General features: G+C 28.3%; 13 protein-coding genes and 1 pseudogene. 1 reads left to right on the top strand and 13 read right to left on the bottom strand.

Features of this window, described 5'->3' with window-relative positions; genetic code table 11:
• Positions 1 to 52: 52 nt before the first annotated feature.
• The 5 genes and pseudogenes from I4U58_RS07830 to I4U58_RS07815 all read right to left on the bottom strand — a co-directional run bounded on the left by I4U58_RS07830 (position 53) and on the right by I4U58_RS07815 (position 6,523).
• Positions 53 to 1,237: a PucR family transcriptional regulator gene (locus I4U58_RS07830; protein ID WP_195930740.1), complete on the bottom strand. Its 1,185-nt coding sequence runs from the start codon at positions 1,235 to 1,237 to the stop codon at positions 53 to 55.
• A gap of 128 nt (positions 1,238 to 1,365) precedes the next feature.
• Positions 1,366 to 2,814 carry an aminomethyl-transferring glycine dehydrogenase subunit GcvPB gene (gene gcvPB / locus I4U58_RS07825; RefSeq protein WP_195930739.1) on the bottom strand — a complete coding sequence of 483 codons (1,449 nt, stop codon included), beginning with the start codon at positions 2,812 to 2,814 and terminating at the stop codon, positions 1,366 to 1,368.
• A 1-nt stretch (position 2,815) separates the two neighbouring features.
• Entirely contained in the window at positions 2,816 to 4,144 is a 1,329-nt protein-coding gene (gene gcvPA, locus I4U58_RS14130) for an aminomethyl-transferring glycine dehydrogenase subunit GcvPA (protein ID WP_295575544.1), read from the bottom strand.
• A 36-nt stretch (positions 4,145 to 4,180) separates the two neighbouring features.
• Positions 4,181 to 5,284 (bottom strand): annotated as a pseudogene (gene gcvT, locus I4U58_RS14125) (glycine cleavage system aminomethyltransferase GcvT); the annotation flags it as partial.
• A 477-nt stretch (positions 5,285 to 5,761) separates the two neighbouring features.
• Positions 5,762 to 6,523 (bottom strand): YoaK family protein, encoded by a 762-nt coding sequence (locus tag I4U58_RS07815; protein ID WP_195930737.1) that lies wholly within the window; start codon positions 6,521 to 6,523, stop codon positions 5,762 to 5,764.
• A 254-nt stretch (positions 6,524 to 6,777) separates the two neighbouring features.
• On the opposite strand from I4U58_RS07815, the gene I4U58_RS07810 reads away from it, so the two are divergent.
• A complete protein-coding gene (locus I4U58_RS07810) occupies positions 6,778 to 7,323 on the top strand; it encodes a biotin transporter BioY (RefSeq protein ID WP_195930736.1) in 546 nt (181 codons plus the stop codon).
• Positions 7,324 to 7,446: 123 nt separating this feature from the next.
• Here I4U58_RS07810 and I4U58_RS07805 read toward each other — a convergent pair whose 3' ends face one another.
• The 8 genes from I4U58_RS07805 to I4U58_RS07770 form a co-directional block, all read right to left on the bottom strand.
• Complete coding sequence (locus tag I4U58_RS07805) at positions 7,447 to 8,832, bottom strand: leucine-rich repeat domain-containing protein (RefSeq protein WP_195930735.1); 1,386 nt, start codon at positions 8,830 to 8,832, stop codon at positions 7,447 to 7,449.
• Positions 8,833 to 9,093: 261 nt separating this feature from the next.
• Complete coding sequence (gene phoU / locus I4U58_RS07800) at positions 9,094 to 9,750, bottom strand: phosphate signaling complex protein PhoU (RefSeq protein WP_195930734.1); 657 nt, start codon at positions 9,748 to 9,750, stop codon at positions 9,094 to 9,096.
• A 52-nt stretch (positions 9,751 to 9,802) separates the two neighbouring features.
• On the bottom strand, positions 9,803 to 10,567 hold the full coding sequence (pstB, locus tag I4U58_RS07795) for a phosphate ABC transporter ATP-binding protein PstB (protein ID WP_195930733.1): 765 nt from the start codon (positions 10,565 to 10,567) through the stop codon (positions 9,803 to 9,805).
• An 86-nt stretch (positions 10,568 to 10,653) separates the two neighbouring features.
• Entirely contained in the window at positions 10,654 to 11,496 is an 843-nt protein-coding gene (gene pstA / locus I4U58_RS07790; RefSeq protein ID WP_195930732.1) for a phosphate ABC transporter permease PstA, read from the bottom strand.
• Complete coding sequence (gene pstC, locus I4U58_RS07785; protein ID WP_195930731.1) at positions 11,496 to 12,416, bottom strand: phosphate ABC transporter permease subunit PstC; 921 nt, start codon at positions 12,414 to 12,416, stop codon at positions 11,496 to 11,498. Before pstC ends, pstA begins: the two co-directional genes overlap by 1 nt.
• Before the next feature lie 85 nt (positions 12,417 to 12,501).
• Positions 12,502 to 13,344, bottom strand: coding sequence for a phosphate ABC transporter substrate-binding protein (locus I4U58_RS07780; protein WP_195930730.1), 843 nt, complete (start codon positions 13,342 to 13,344; stop codon positions 12,502 to 12,504).
• 254 nt (positions 13,345 to 13,598) lie between these two features.
• Positions 13,599 to 14,789: an ATP-binding protein gene (locus I4U58_RS07775; RefSeq protein WP_243269583.1), complete on the bottom strand. Its 1,191-nt coding sequence runs from the start codon at positions 14,787 to 14,789 to the stop codon at positions 13,599 to 13,601.
• A 134-nt stretch (positions 14,790 to 14,923) separates the two neighbouring features.
• Positions 14,924 to 15,604, bottom strand: a complete 681-nt coding sequence (locus tag I4U58_RS07770; protein WP_195930728.1) for a response regulator transcription factor — start codon at positions 15,602 to 15,604, stop codon at positions 14,924 to 14,926.
• Between the last annotated feature and the right edge of the window lie 52 nt (positions 15,605 to 15,656).

Genomic DNA, 15,656 nt, shown 5'->3' with positions numbered 1-15,656 from the left:
AATTATGATGTTTTTTTTGTAAAATTTACAAATATAAAATTTAAATAAAAATCTATATATTTTGATATATCATATATAATTTTATTCCTATTGAAAGTTCTTCATAAAATTCAAACTCCGACTTATCTATATTTAATATTTCTTTTACTTTATTTATTCTATATCTTACAGTATTGCTATGTAGATTCATTATTTTTGAAGTTTGTTTGATATTACCGCCAGATTGTATATATTTTATAGATGTCTGAAGTAGTTCTGTATTGTATTTTTTATCATATTGATTTATCTTTCCAACAATATCTGAATTAAAATTCGCCATATATCCTTGTTCATAAGAAGGCATTAGTAGCTTATAAACTCCTATTTCATAATAATATTTTTTATTTACTTCTTCTATAGATGATACCCTCATGGCGTACATTGCCTCTTTTAGGGCAAAATTAAACTCATCTATATATGTATGGAAATTGCTGATACCAACATAATAATCATCTAAATTAAAAAATAAACTACACATCATCATATCGACAAGCTTTTCAAATTGTATCGTTCTCTTATCTCTATGATTATCTTCAAAAGTATATATAATAAATATACATCCATGGTATCTATAAGCAGCATGACTTGAACCTAAATCCTTATTTAATATATTTACTATATCTGCTAGTGAATTTTCGTCTATATATTTTTTAGGTTTTATACAAAGACAAAATACATTATCTTTGAAAGATATATTAAAGTCTTTCGCCATATTTTTCACACTAGACTTATCTAAATCTTCTTTTAATAAAATCGCGATTTTCGCTTCTTGATATTTAAGACTATTTTTTTCTTTATTTTTATCATAAATCTCTGTAACTATGTCTTCATAATAAGAACCTTTTTTATCAAACATAAAAATAGGAAAATCCATTTGATTTGCATATTTTATAACTTCTTCTGGTAATTCATCATAATATATATTTTTTATAGCAAGTCCGCTTACTCCATCTGATATTAATCCTTTTACACTCTCTAATATTAAACTTGGATCATCTTTTGCATATATAAGACTACTTATAACAAAGTCCTCTTTTTCAAAGTAAGTCTGGATTGGCTTATCAAATAAACTACTTTCATATTCATAGTCAAGTATAGACGCCCTTTGAATTTCCCTATCAAGACCTCTATATCCAGCAACTAAGTCAAAATCTTTAAAAGTCGGAAGTTTCATTGCTTCCAATATAGTAATCGCCATAAATCCCCCTCCTATTAAAATGTTTTATACTATTATAGATTAAATTTTGTAAAAAGAAAACAACCCCCAAAATGGAGGTTGTACTCTATATAATTAAAATCTAGCTTATCTATTTATAGCTTAATTTATTATCTATTTTTCCAAGTTAAGATAGGTTTCTTAACTGCTCTAGCATCATCAACTCTCTTAATTATTGTATTATGAGGAGCAGTTTTTAATAATTCTGGATTTTCTTCAGCTTCTTTTGCTATTTGTTTCATGGCATCTATAAATTTATCTAGTGTTTCTACACTTTCACTTTCAGTAGGTTCTATCATTAAAGCCTCTGGTATTATAAGTGGGAAGTAGATTGTTGGTGGATGGTATCCATAGTCTAACATTCTCTTCGCGATATCTGTTGTATTTAATTCTCCATGAGGTCCGCTTAATACAAATTCATGTTTACATATTTGGTCTATTGGAAGTTTAAATGTATCTTTTAAGTTTTCTTTTAAATAGTTTGCATTTAAAACTGCCATTTGGCTTGCTTTTTTAAGACCATCTCTTCCCATTGTAAGCACATATGCATATGATTTTACAATTACACCAAAGTTTCCATAGAAATTTTTAATTTTTCCTATTGATAATTCTCTGTCGTAATCTAATATATATTCATCATTCACCTTTTCAACTACTGGAACTGGCAAGAAAGGTATTAAGTCTTTTTTAACACCTACTGGACCACTTCCTGGTCCTCCTCCACCATGAGGAGCTGCAAATGTTTTGTGAAGGTTTAGATGAACTACGTCAAACCCCATATCTCCGGCTCTTGTTATACCCATTATTGCATTTGTATTTGCACCATCATAATATAAAAGACCACCTGCATTATGTACTAATTCTGATATTTCTTTTATATTTTTTTCAAATAAACCTAAAGTTGATGGATTAGTAAGCATTAAAGCTGCCACTTCATCACCTAAAACTTCTTTTAATTTTTCTATATCTACAGCGCCATCTTTTGTAGATTCTACTTGAACTATTTTAAATCCTGCCATCATTGCACTTGCTGGATTTGTTCCATGCGCAGAGTCTGGTACGATTACTTTTGTTCTTTTTAAATCGCCTCTATTTTGGTGGTATGCTTTTATTATCATAAGCCCTGTAAATTCACCATGAGCACCTGCTGAAGGTTGTAGAGTTACTTTATCCATGCCTGTTATTTCTGCTAATGATTCTGATAAATTATACATAAGCTCTAAAGCACCTTGTGCAGTCTTTGCTGGTTGATATGGATGAAGTGATGTAAATCCTTTTAATGATGCCATATCTTCATCTATCTTTGGATTATATTTCATAGTACAAGAACCAAGTGGATAAAATCCTGTATCAACACCAAAGTTTTTATTTGACAATAAAGTGTAATGTCTAACTACATCTAATTCACTAAGTTCTGGCAATTCTAAGTCAGTCTTTTTGATCATATTATAATCAAGCATATCAGTTAACTTTTGCTCTTCTACATCTAACTTTGGAAGAGAATAAGATTTTCTTCCTTCTTTTGAAACTTCTATCAATAAACTATTGTATTCATTCATTTTACATGCCCTCCATTAGATTTACTAAATTATCAATTTCTTTTGCTGTTCTCTTTTCTGTTACACACATTAAGACACAGCCTTTTAATTCTTCATAATCTTTTCCTAAATCGTATCCACCTAAGATTTTGTTTTCTAATAATTTTTCATTTAATTCATCTACTGGCATTGGGCTTTTTACTACAAATTCATTAAAGAATTTTCCTTTAAATACTGGTTCAAAATTTTTACTTTCATCAAATTTTTTATATGCATAATGAGATTTTTGTATATTTTGCATAGCTACTTCTTGATATCCTTTTTTACCCATAGTAGCTAAGTAAATTGATGCTATAAGTGCATTTAAGCCTTGATTTGAGCATATATTTGAAGTTGCTTTTTCACGTCTAACATGTTGTTCTCTTGTTTGTAATGTAAGTGCATAGCATCTCTTTCCATCTGCATCTACAGTTTGTCCAACTACCCTACCTGGCATCTTTCTTATAAGACCTGATTTTATTGCTAAAAATCCTACATATGGTCCCCCAAAGTTTAGTGAATTTCCTAGAGGTTGAGCATCACCAACTGCTATATCTGCACCAACTTCTCCTGGAGATTTTAATATACTTAAAGTTATTGGATTTACACTCATAACGTACATAGCTTTGTTGTCACGGGCTATTGAACCTATTTCATCTACATCTTCTATTACACCAAAGAAGTTTGGATTTTGTACTAATATACAAGCAGTTTCTTCTCCAACTACTTCTTTTAATTTATTTAAATCAGTTGTACCATATTCTCTATCATAGTCAACTTCCACTACTTCTACATCTTTAAATTGTAGATAAGTTTTAAGTATTTGTCTTGTTTCTGGATGAACAGTTTTTGGCACAACTATTTTATTTCTTCTAGTTTTTCCTACAGCCATTATACAAGCTTCTACAGCTGCTGTAGCTCCATCATACATAGATGCATTTGCAATATCCATCTTTGTTATTTCTGCAATCATAGATTGGAACTCAAATATACTTTGTAATGTACCTTGACTTATTTCAGCCTGATAAGGAGTATATGCTGTATAAAATTCACTTCTTGAAGTTATGCTTTTTATAAGTGATGGTATATAGTGATCATATGCTCCAGCACCTAAAAAGCAAGTTAAATCATCTATATTTTTATCTGCCATCTTAGTTATTATTTCACTCACTTCTAATTCTGATTTAGATTCGTCTAAATTTAAATCTCTATTTAATTTTAAATCATCTGGTATATCTGAGAATAAATCATCTATTGAACCTACATTACAAGCCTTTAACATCTTTTGTTCGTCTTCATGTGTTGCTGGTATATAAGGATATTGTTTGTATTCTTTTACTTTTACTTCTTCTTTTTTATATTGTTTTTTATAGAAAGGTCTTTTTACTATAACTGCTGGAACTAATTTTTTTCTTACTCTTATTCCAATTTCTTGACCGACTCTTGCTTTGTCTGAATCTATTATAGCCATACCTATGAATTTATCTAAAGTTGGAGATTTTAGTCCAGTAGTTACAAAACCTACTACTTCACCATCTATCTCTACATCATATCCCCCTCTTACCATTCCTTTTCCTGTCAACTCAAACGCTACTAGTTTTCTAGCATTTCCACTTTTTTTTAATGCTTTAAGACTATCTTTTCCAATAAAATCATCTTTATCTAATTTAACAAATATTGATAATCCTGCTTCTAAAGGGGGGATTTCTTCGCTTATTTCATGTCCATAAAGCGGAAGATTTACTTCTGATCTTAAAGTATCTCTAGCTCCAAGTCCTGCTGGAACTACTCTTTCTTTTCCTTCTTCTAATATAGCATTCCATATTTTTTGTGCTACATTTTTATCACAATATATTTCAAATCCATCTTCACCTGTATATCCAGTTCTAGATACTATACAAGGCTCTCCACAAACATCTACATTTTGTTTAAATTTATAAAACTCTATTTGTGATAAATCTTGATTTGTTAATTTGCTTAATATTTCTTCTGCTAAAGGTCCTTGCAATGCCAATTGTGCAACTTTATCAGATATATTTTTTGTCTCTACATTAAATTTTTTGCTATTTTCAACTATCCACTCATAATCTTTGTCTATATTTCCTGCATTTATAATTAGTAAATAATCATTTTGCCCTCTCTTATATACTAATAAATCATCTACTGTTGTCCCATTTTCATAACACATCGGAGAATATAAAATTTCATCTGCTTTTAAGTTTGATACATCATTTGTAATTAAATATTGTATAAAATCTTTAGCTTTATCTCCCTTTACTTCTACTTCTCCCATGTGAGATACGTCAAATAGACCTGCACTTTTTCTTACATGCTCATGTTCTTTAACTGCACTAGTATACTCTAATGGCATTTCCCATCCTGCAAATTCAAACATTTTTGCATTTAGCTTTTGATGCACATCAAATAAACATGTTCTTTTTAATTCATCCATAATGAACCCCCTATATTTTTGTTGTTTTAAAAATATTTTTACTTCTCGGTAGTTTTTTGTGATATCATCTTGAGATACTTCAAGAAATTATGAATTTTTGTCATTGAAAAATAAATAAATTTTTGCTTTTAGAAATTGTATTTTTTATATTTCTTATTTTAATTAAACAATATATTTTTTACAGAAAATTGTCAATATTCAAAGTCCTTTTTTACATAATGTTGTATTTTTATCTAAAAATTCGACTTTACGGATATTTTTTTATTTTTTAAACAAAAAACAAGACATAATCACTATGCCTTGTTTAAAAAGGAGTAACATTGAAAAATCATCTAGCTTATAAACTGAATTTGTACCAGCTTATATTTTCAAGTAAATTTTTACTTAAACTAACTAAATTTCTATATTTAAAATATAATATAAAAATATTAACTTAACCTTACCTAAATATTAAGTTTTCATTAATAAAGTTATATATTAATTTTTCATATGTTTTAACTCTTCTATTTCAGTATCTATTTCTTCTTCCTCAACTTCATCTTCTTGCTCTAATTCTTTTAAAATATACTTCTCTATATTTCTAAACATAAATATGAATACGACAAATAAAATTGCACTAGCAACTAAAACTGCTTTTTCCCAATATATATTTGTTAAAATACCTCCCATAGATGCTCCTATAATAAAAAATATAACTACACCATATGCTTGAGCACTTACTCGCATTTTACTTTTGTCTTTTTCTACTACTAACTTAAATATCTGCTCTGTAGCAGTTCTTAAATTTCCAGTACACATAGTAGTTGCTAGAGCTGTTCCATTTACCTTTCTGAATGCTTCAACCTGCATTGCACAAATAAATGAAATAGATATATTTACTATAACATCATATTTTCCCATTGGAATAAATGCCATTATAGTAAGTACTATAATTTCTGCTCCTATTACAATTTGTCTCCAGTGGATATAAGTCCGTCTAGGCTTTATTCTTCTTTTTATAATTTCTGTTAGTATTACACCTAGCATAAATGCTATAACAGGTACAAAATGATATATGATTCCTTTAAAATTGTATTTTGATAGAGCTAACCCTACTAATACTATATTTCCTGTTTGAGCATTTGCGAAAACTTCTCCTCTACATATGTAAGTATATGCATCTAAAAAACCTCCAACTAAAGCTAATAACGCTGCCAATCTAAACGATTCTGACATATGTTTTTTATGCGCAACATCCATACACATTATCCCTCCAATATTACTTTTCTCTATTTAAGTATATCACAATGTATTTTTCAAAAGGGCGCTGAAATATTTTTATTAATTTTTTCCAATATTTTATTGAAATTTTTTTATCACAGTGCTAAATTAATGTTAACCTATCTATTTTTGAAGTTGACATTAATTTTAAATTAATAGATTTTAGGTAATATACTACAGAAAATTCTTTTATGAAAGACATTTTTATGTAGATTTTAAAGGGGGATAATTTTATGAAACTTTCAACAAGACAAATTATTTTATGCGGATTATTTGCAGCATTAATATCTATATTAGCTCAAATATCTATTCCACTTCCATTTACCACTGTTCCATTTACACTACAAATATTCGGTATTGCTATAACTGGACTGATTTTAGGATCTAAATGTGGATTTATATCTACTTTAATTTACTTAATATTAGGTGCAATAGGAATACCAGTATTCGCTAACTTTGCAGGGGGTATAAGTGTTTTATTTGGACCAACAGGTGGATTTCTATTAGGGTATCCTCTAATGGCATTTATTATAGGTTATGCTAAAGAAAAATTCAATTCAAATTTTATAACTTCTATAAGTATGATTTTAGGTTTAGCGATAGTTTATACTCTAGGTACTATTATGTTCTCATTTATTACAGGAAATACAATACTACAAAGTTTAATTTACTGTGTAGTTCCATTTATCGCAGTCGATATATTAAAACTAATTTTAGCTTACATAATAGGTGAAACAGTATGTAAGAGGGTTTTTTCAAGTTTAAATATAGCTAAATAATTATATATTATAAAAAGGTGGATAAACTCTCACAAAAGTATTTATCCACCTTTTAGTATGTTGATTAAATTTTAGTTTTATTTTATAAAGTTATATTGATATAATGTGTTTTTGAAGTAAGTCTTAGTCTATATTGAAGTTATATTCTTTTGTTTCATTTATATCGTCATTATTTTTAGAAATAACAACTATTCCACTAACTTCTTTAAGCTCATCTAATGAGTTTATTTTTTTGCAATAAGTAAATCCTTTTGCCTTTTTACCTGCTGGAATTTCTTCATTTAAATTAAATTTGTCAGTATATTCTCCAATAGTTATATATTTAGTAGATACTTGTATTGGTGATTTTGATTTATTTTCTATTTCATAAACATATCCTACAAAGTCTGCTACTGAAGAATTTTTCTTAGCATTTATTTCTTTTCCATCAATTATTTTTTTATTAGATTTACCTTTTATCTCAATTTTACAATCTTGATTGTCTAGTATTACAACTGGTTCATCAAATACTATATTATTTTTTAAATATCTTTTATTTTTTATTATTGCTCTTAATTTATATATTAAGAATATTATTCCTGCTGTTAAAGCAAGCCCCAAAATTATTTTTATATAATCCCATGCTGTATAAATAGTCTTAAAAGGAATACTATTTTCAGTTGCATAAGTCTTAACTTTAGTATTATTGTATCCTGTTATAGTTAAGTTTGTACAATTTTCAAATGCATAATCGCCTATTTCTGTGACATTCTTTGATAATTCTAGATTTTCTAATCCAACACAGTAGTAAAATGCTGCCTCTCCTATACTTGTAACTCCCTCTGGTATATTTACATCTTTTAGAGATGTACAAGCATAAAATGCATATCCATCTATTGATGTTACTTTGCTTGGTATTTCAATTTTAGTTAAATTGCTACAACTTGCAAATAATCCATAACTTATTGTTTTTATCTTACTCGGAAGATTTATCGTATTAAGAGCTGTACAATTTGCAAATGCTCCTTCACCTATGCTTGTAACACTTTCTGGTATGCTTACTGTTTCAAGTGAAGTACAGTTATAAAATGCATATAAATCTATAGTTTTTACACTATCTGGTATTGTTACATTTATTATTTCTTCATTACCGTCGAATGCATTTTCTCCGATTTTAGTTACTTTATGACCATCTATTTCACTTGGTATTTCTAAATCACTTTCTTTACCTTCATAGCCCTTAATCGTAACTTCATCTTCTTCTAATATGTACTTAAATCCATCTTTTGTTGTAAGGGTGTTTTCATCTTTTTCTGAGTCTTGTGTAGATTCTTCAGTTGTAGTTGAATCATCTGTAGCTGAATCATCTGATGTTGTTGAGTCATCACTATTACTTTGCTCAGTTGTTGTTTGTGTTGTATTATCATCTGTATCTGCAAATGAGGTATTAACTCCATTTAAATTGCTTATAGCCAATATAAATGTCAACGCTAATAATACTGTCGTGCTTTTTTTAAAAACGTTTTCCATATTAATTCTCCTTTTTTTATTTTTTGATTATATATTAATCTAGAAAACTTAACTAAACCTTTATTTTGAATTAATATTTTATTCAATTTATCGCATTAATTCGACAATATATTTTTTATATTAAAACACAGAATTGCCGATACACTTAAATGTATATCGGCAACCTGTTTACATATATATTTTGTTGGTTAAAAGAATATAATCGTATATACAATATTTAACTGTAATATACTACTCATACCTTAATTATAATACCTATCGCTATCCAATTTCAATCATTTTACCATTTCTTGCATATATTATTTTTTCGCATATATTAGTAATATGATCTCCTATTCTCTCTAAATATCTAGCTGTAAATACAAGCTTAACTCCTTGAGTTATATTCTTTTCTGGATTTTCATGCATAACTTTTAGACAATCTTCTCTTACTTTATAATAAAGTATATCTATTTCTTTATCCATAAGCGCTACTTTATAAGATAAGTCAGCATCTTGATTTAAAAAAGCTGATTTTATACCTTCTATCATATCCAAGCAATATTGTGCCATTTTAGGTATATCGATTAATTCTTTTATATAATCTTCTCCAGCAATTGATACAACTTCTGATGCTATATTTTCAGCATAATCACCTATTCTCTCTAATTCTGCTGATATATCGGCTAAAGCGTATATTTCTCTTAAATCTCTTGCCATAGGTTGTTTTAATGCCATTAATTCTATACTTCTATCTCTTATATATTCTCTTAATATATCTATATCGTCATCATCATCAATAACTTTTTTAGCTAATTCTATGTCTTTTGTAAGCATACTTTTAATAGATAAATCAATAGCTTTTTCACATTTATCCATCATTCTAATTATATATTCTTTTAATGTATTTATACTCATTTCTAAATTTGTACTCGCCATTTTTCTCTCCCCATAACATAGTTTTTTATATTTAATTTCGATTTATTAAATTCTAACCAAATCTTCCTGTTATATAGTCCTCTGTTCTTTTATCATGAGGAACTGTAAATATATCTTTAGTATTGTTAAATTCTATTAATTCCCCATTTAAGAAGAATCCTGTTTTGTCAGATATACGAGCTGCTTGTTGCATATTATGAGTTACAATTACTATAGTGTATTTACTTTTTAATGTAGCCATTAAATCTTCTACTTTTGATGTTGAAATTGGATCTAGAGCTGATGTCGGTTCATCCATCAATATAACATCAGGTTTCATAGCTATAGTTCTCGCTATACATACACGTTGTTGTTGCCCTCCTGATAAACCTAGGGCTGGCGATTTTAATCTATCTTTTACCTCATCCCAAATTGCAGCCCCTCTTAGGCTTTCCTCAACTATTTTATCTAATTGTTTTTTGTCTTTTATTCCTTGATTTTTTGGACCATAAGCAACATTATCATATATACTCATTGGAAATAAATTAGCCTTTTGAAATACCATTCCTACTCTTGTTCTAAGATTTATAACATCATTAGTTGTAAGTATTTCCTCGTCTTCAAGATAGATTTTTCCGTTTATTTTTACACTATCAATTAAATCATTCATTCTATTTAAACATCTTAAAAATGTTGATTTTCCACATCCAGAAGGTCCTATTAATGCTGTTACTTCGTTTTCTTTTATCTCCATATTAATATCTTTTAACGCTTGTTTTTCGCCATAATATAAATCTAAATCGTTAACTCTTATCTTAGTTCTATTTTCTGAATCCATATTACCAATCTCCTTATTTAAAAAATCTTAATTACTAATCTATATAAAAATATTTAGTTTAAATTCTTCTCTCAATCTCAATTAATTTAATAATTTGCTTTGTTTAACCTTTTAGCTACTAATTTTGCTATAGTATTTAATCCAAATACTATTACAATTAAAACTATACCAACACCACATGCTGTTTGGATATCTCCAGTTTCCTTAGTCAATAAATACGCATGAACTGTAAGTGTTCTCGCACTATCAAATACAGTAAGCGGCATTTTCGCTACTGTTCCTGCTGTTAATAAAATAGCTGCTGATTCTCCAATTACACGCCCTATTGATAAAATAACCCCTGAAAGTATTCCAGGTATTGCACTTGGCAATATAACTTTATAAAGTGTTTGAAACTTTGTAGCTCCAAGACCTAGTGACGCTTCTCTATAAGTACTTGGTACTGTTTTTAGAGCTTCTTCTGTTGAACGGATTATTGTTGGAAGTATGATAATTGCTACAGTTAAACCACCTGATAATATGGAATATTGAAGTTTTAGTGCTACTACAAAGAATATCCCACCAAATAATCCATATACTATTGATGGTATTCCTGCTAAACATTCTGTTGCAAATCTTATTACTCTTACGACTTTGCCTTGTTTAGCATATTCTTGTAAATAAACTGCTGCTAATATTCCAATTGGTGTAGCTACTAATATTGCAACTAAAACCATATATACTGTTGTTATAATCATTGGTAAAATTCCGCCATTTCCACTAGCTGAGTAATCAGCAAATAAAAAACTAAGATTTATTTTTCCTATCCCCTTTATAAATATAAAACCTACTATCACTAGTAATAGACCTACTGTTATAATTGCTGATAAATACACTAGTGAAATCAATAGTCTATCTTTTGTTTTTCTAGATTTCAAATTATTTTCCATTATCTATCAACTCCTTTAGAAGTTAATTTAGTCAAAACTAAATTTATGATTATTATAAATATGAATAATACAACACCTGTTGCAAATAACATATTTTGATGTGTTCCTGCTGCATAACCCATTTCAAGGGCTATATTTGTTGTAAGTGGTCTTGCACTATCAAGTAGTGATGTCGGCATTGCTGTTGAATTTCCTGCAACTAAAATTACTGCCATTGTTTCACCTAATGCTCTACCTATTCCTAAAATTACTCCAGCTAATATTCCTGATTTTGCAGCTGGGACTGTAACCTTAAATATAGTTTCTATTTTTGATGCACCTAAAGCTAAAGATCCTTCTTTGTATGATTTTGGTACTGCCCTAATAGATGTTTCTGATAATGATATTATTGTTGGAAGCATCATTATCGCTAAAACTATAATTACTGCTAATAGACTTTGACCTTTTGGAAGGTTTAATACTGTTTGTATTGCTGGTACGATTACTGCTAGACCAAATATACCGTAAAGTACTGATGGTATACCTGCTAAAAGTTCTACTGCTGTTGAAATTATCTTTGCATATTTCTTTGGACATATCTCAGCTATAAATATTGCTGATAATATACCTATTGGAACTCCAATTATTAAAGCACCTATTGTCGCCACCATTGATGTAACTATCATAGAACCTATTCCAAATTGTTTAGAGCTTGGTAACCACTCTGTTCCAAATATAAAATCTATAAATGAATATCCTTCTGATACAAATGGAATTAAGCCTTTATAAAACACAAATCCTATTATAAGTAGCAAGCTTACTACTGCCATAAGGGCACTTATCATAAATATTTTTTCTGTTATAAATTCAAGTACATATTTGCTTTTATTTTTATTAGATGAACTACTTTCTTTTACATTAATTGATTCTGTCTTTTCCAATCTAAGTTCCTCCTTTTTAAAATGCTAGGCTATCTCAATGAAACAGCCCAGCTAAAACTTTCTTGAATATCTATGATATCTTTATCTATTTTTGGTTAACACTCATAAATCCTTGTTTTTCTATAGTTTTTTGACCTGCATCACTTAATACATAATCTATAAAAGATTTTGCATCTCCACTTGCTTCACCTTTAGTAACTAATAAGAAAGGTCTTGATATTGGATATTTATCGTTATAAACATTTTCTTCTTTTGGTTCTACACCACCTATTTTAACTGCATTTATAGAGTCATCTAAATATCCAAATGATATATATCCTATTGCATTTTCATTTCCTTGTACAGTTGTTTTTATATTTCCTGATCCATCAGATATTTGTGCATTTGAAGTTAAATCTTTTGATTCAAATCCAACAATTTCTTGGAAACCATCTCTAGTACCTGAACCATCTTCTCTTGAAACAACTACTATTTCTGCGTCAGCTCCACCAACTTCTTTCCAGTTAGTTATTTTTCCTGTATATATATCTTTTACTTGTTGTAATGTTAAATCTTTTACTTTATTTGCTGAGTTTGTTATAACTGCTATACCGTCTATTGCTATTTGGTATTCTTTTAGTTCTGATTTTTCTTCATCTTTTAAATCTCTTGAAGACATTCCTATTTGTGAAGTTCCGTCGATTGTATTTGTTATTCCTGCTGATGAACCTACTTGTTGAACTTCTATTGTAGTTGTGTCATTTTCTTTTTGATAATCTTCTGCTAATATTTCCATTGTTGGTCCTACTGAAGTTGAGCCTGATACTGTGATTTTGCTTGATCTTGAACCTGAAGTTGAATTAGCTCCTGCTGAGCCACACCCTGATACTAATGATCCTACTAATAAAGTTCCTGTTAAAAGTGCGATTAATCTTTTTTTGTTAAACATTTTTATTCCTCCAATACATTATGTAAAATTTTTAATACTACTTATTTTCGCTTTTAACTTTATAAAGATAATAATTAGATATTTTTTTATTTTTTATTTATCTTCTTTTTATCTTTACACTTTATATAGTATAGATACCGTCTTAAGCCTTTATTAATTGTAAGTTATTATAAAGTTAAGTATGTTAAGATAACGTTAGCAAATTAAAAATACAGAATTAAAAAAAGACGACCAAATAGTCGTCTTTTTTTATTCTAACTAGCTTTTTGTGCAAACTCTTGATTAAATGGGAGTTCTATTATAAATTTACTTCCAACACCAAGTTCACTTTCTACTCTTATGTTTCCGTTTAATGCTTTTACCATATGTTTTGTTATTGCAAGGCCTAGCCCTGTTCCACCAACACTTCTACTTCTAGCTTTATCTACTCTATAAAATCTCTCAAATATTCTTTCTATATCTTCTTCTGGTATTCCTATCCCATTATCTTTAACTTCTATAAATACTTTTTCTGATTTTATATATTGTTTTATACTGACTTCTCCATTTTCGCCAGTATATTTTATAGCATTTGATATTATGTTTAAAAGTATTTGTCTAATATAACCTGAGTATTCCCATAAATCTATATCTTTATTTTCAAAGTCATATTTTACTTTTATATTCTTTTTCTTTGCGATATAATTTATAACTTCATGTACTTCTTCAAAAACTTCAAATAGATCTACTTTCTCTACTTTTTTCTTTGTTTTATTTTCAATAGTTGATAATAATAAGATATCATCTATTAATCTAGTCAATCTAGTAGCTTCATTTTCTATTATAGTTAAGAATCTATTTTTAGTATCTTCATCTAAGTTGTCCGTCATTTTTAAAGTCTCTATAAATCCTTGTATTGATGTTATAGGAGTTTTTAATTCATGACTTACATTTGCTACAAATTCTTTTCTCATATTTTCTAATTTTGCATATTCTGTTATATTTTCAATATTTATAATAAAACCAATTACTGCGTCTGTATCTTCAAAATGTACTGGGTCTATCTTAATTTTATATATTATATCATTTTTAATGTTTTTTTGTATTATAGTACTATGCTCGCTACACATATTATGCAAAACACTTTCTAAAATCAATTCATTTTTTATAAATTGTCTTATATTTTTACCTTCAGCAGTTACATATGAATCGCCTTCAACCATTTTCTTTGCCAAGTCATTGATTAAAAGTATTTTCCCTCTAGTATCAATAGCTAAAATTCCATGAGATACACTTTGCATAATTGACTTTAACTGTGTATTTTTATCTGTTATATCTCTAATTGTAAAGTTTATTGTGTCTATCATATAGTTAAAGTTTTTAGCGAATTCACCTATCTCTCCAGACATCTGTCCCCTAACCTTACTATCAAATTGTTTATTACTTATATCTCTCGATACTTTCATAAACTCCTTTAAATAAGTTCGAAGACTCAATGTGTACCTAATTAAAAGTATTGTAATGATTAATAAAATCAGCATTATAAAAATATATATACCATTTAAAAACCCCGTCTCATTCATCTTCTTTCACCTCAAACTTATTTAATTTTATATCCGACACCTCTTATAGTCTCTATATATTTTGCATCATCATCACCAATTTTCTTTCTAAGGTGTCTAATATGAACATCTAATGTTCTTGTCTCTCCATAATAATCATATCCCCATATCTTATCTAGTAAGAAAGTCCTTGTTAATACATTTCCTCTATTTTCGATAAGTAGTTTTAATATCTGAAATTCTTTTAATGTTAATTCTATTTCTGTCCCATTTTTAGTTACTATATGTTTATTTACATTTACTTGAATATCATCAGCTTTTAAGACTTCGACTTTTTCATTTGAAGTATATTTATATCTTCTAAGTACAGATGTTATTCTCGCTAATACTTCCTTTACACTAAATGGTTTTGTGATATAGTCATCAGCTCCATCTTGTAAGCCTTCTAGTTTGTCTTCTTCCATATTTTTAGCAGTTAGCATTATCACCGGTATCTGCTCCAAACTTTCATCAGATCTTATTTTTTTTAAAAGGTCTATCCCACTTATATTTGGAAGCATCCAATCTAAAAGTATTAAGTCAGGTTGAAATTCTTTTGTCTTTAAATATCCATCAAATCCATCATATGAATAATCTACTTTATACCCGTTATTTTCAAGGTTAAATCTCAATAATTCTACTATATGTATCTCATCATCTATAATTAATATTTTTTTCATAAAGCCCTCCTTATTTTATATAAATCATAATGTCCTGCTGATTTTTATGTTT

This window comes from Clostridium sp. 1001270J_160509_D11 (genome assembly GCF_015667935.1).
Classification (GTDB): domain Bacteria; phylum Bacillota; class Clostridia; order Peptostreptococcales; family Peptostreptococcaceae; genus Intestinibacter.
Note: the sequence above shows the minus strand (reverse complement) of the source record. Positions and strands in the feature narration are given on the sequence as shown.

Excerpts from the sequence above, each read along its gene's own strand:
- I4U58_RS07830 (WP_195930740.1), bottom strand. The coding sequence starts at position 1,237 with ATGGCGATTACTATATTGGAAGCAATGAAACTTCCGACTTTTAAAGAT.
- gcvPB (WP_195930739.1), bottom strand. The coding sequence starts at position 2,814 with ATGAATGAATACAATAGTTTATTGATAGAAGTTTCAAAAGAAGGAAGA.
- I4U58_RS07815 (WP_195930737.1), bottom strand. The coding sequence starts at position 6,523 with ATGGATGTTGCGCATAAAAAACATATGTCAGAATCGTTTAGATTGGCA.
- I4U58_RS07810 (WP_195930736.1), top strand. The coding sequence starts at position 6,778 with ATGAAACTTTCAACAAGACAAATTATTTTATGCGGATTATTTGCAGCA.
- I4U58_RS07805 (WP_195930735.1), bottom strand. The coding sequence starts at position 8,832 with ATGGAAAACGTTTTTAAAAAAAGCACGACAGTATTATTAGCGTTGACA.
- phoU (WP_195930734.1), bottom strand. The coding sequence starts at position 9,750 with ATGGCGAGTACAAATTTAGAAATGAGTATAAATACATTAAAAGAATAT.
- pstB (WP_195930733.1), bottom strand. The coding sequence starts at position 10,567 with ATGGATTCAGAAAATAGAACTAAGATAAGAGTTAACGATTTAGATTTA.
- pstA (WP_195930732.1), bottom strand. The coding sequence starts at position 11,496 with ATGGAAAATAATTTGAAATCTAGAAAAACAAAAGATAGACTATTGATT.
- I4U58_RS07780 (WP_195930730.1), bottom strand. The coding sequence starts at position 13,344 with ATGTTTAACAAAAAAAGATTAATCGCACTTTTAACAGGAACTTTATTA.
- I4U58_RS07775 (WP_243269583.1), bottom strand. The coding sequence starts at position 14,789 with ATGAAAGTATCGAGAGATATAAGTAATAAACAATTTGATAGTAAGGTT.
- I4U58_RS07770 (WP_195930728.1), bottom strand. The coding sequence starts at position 15,604 with ATGAAAAAAATATTAATTATAGATGATGAGATACATATAGTAGAATTA.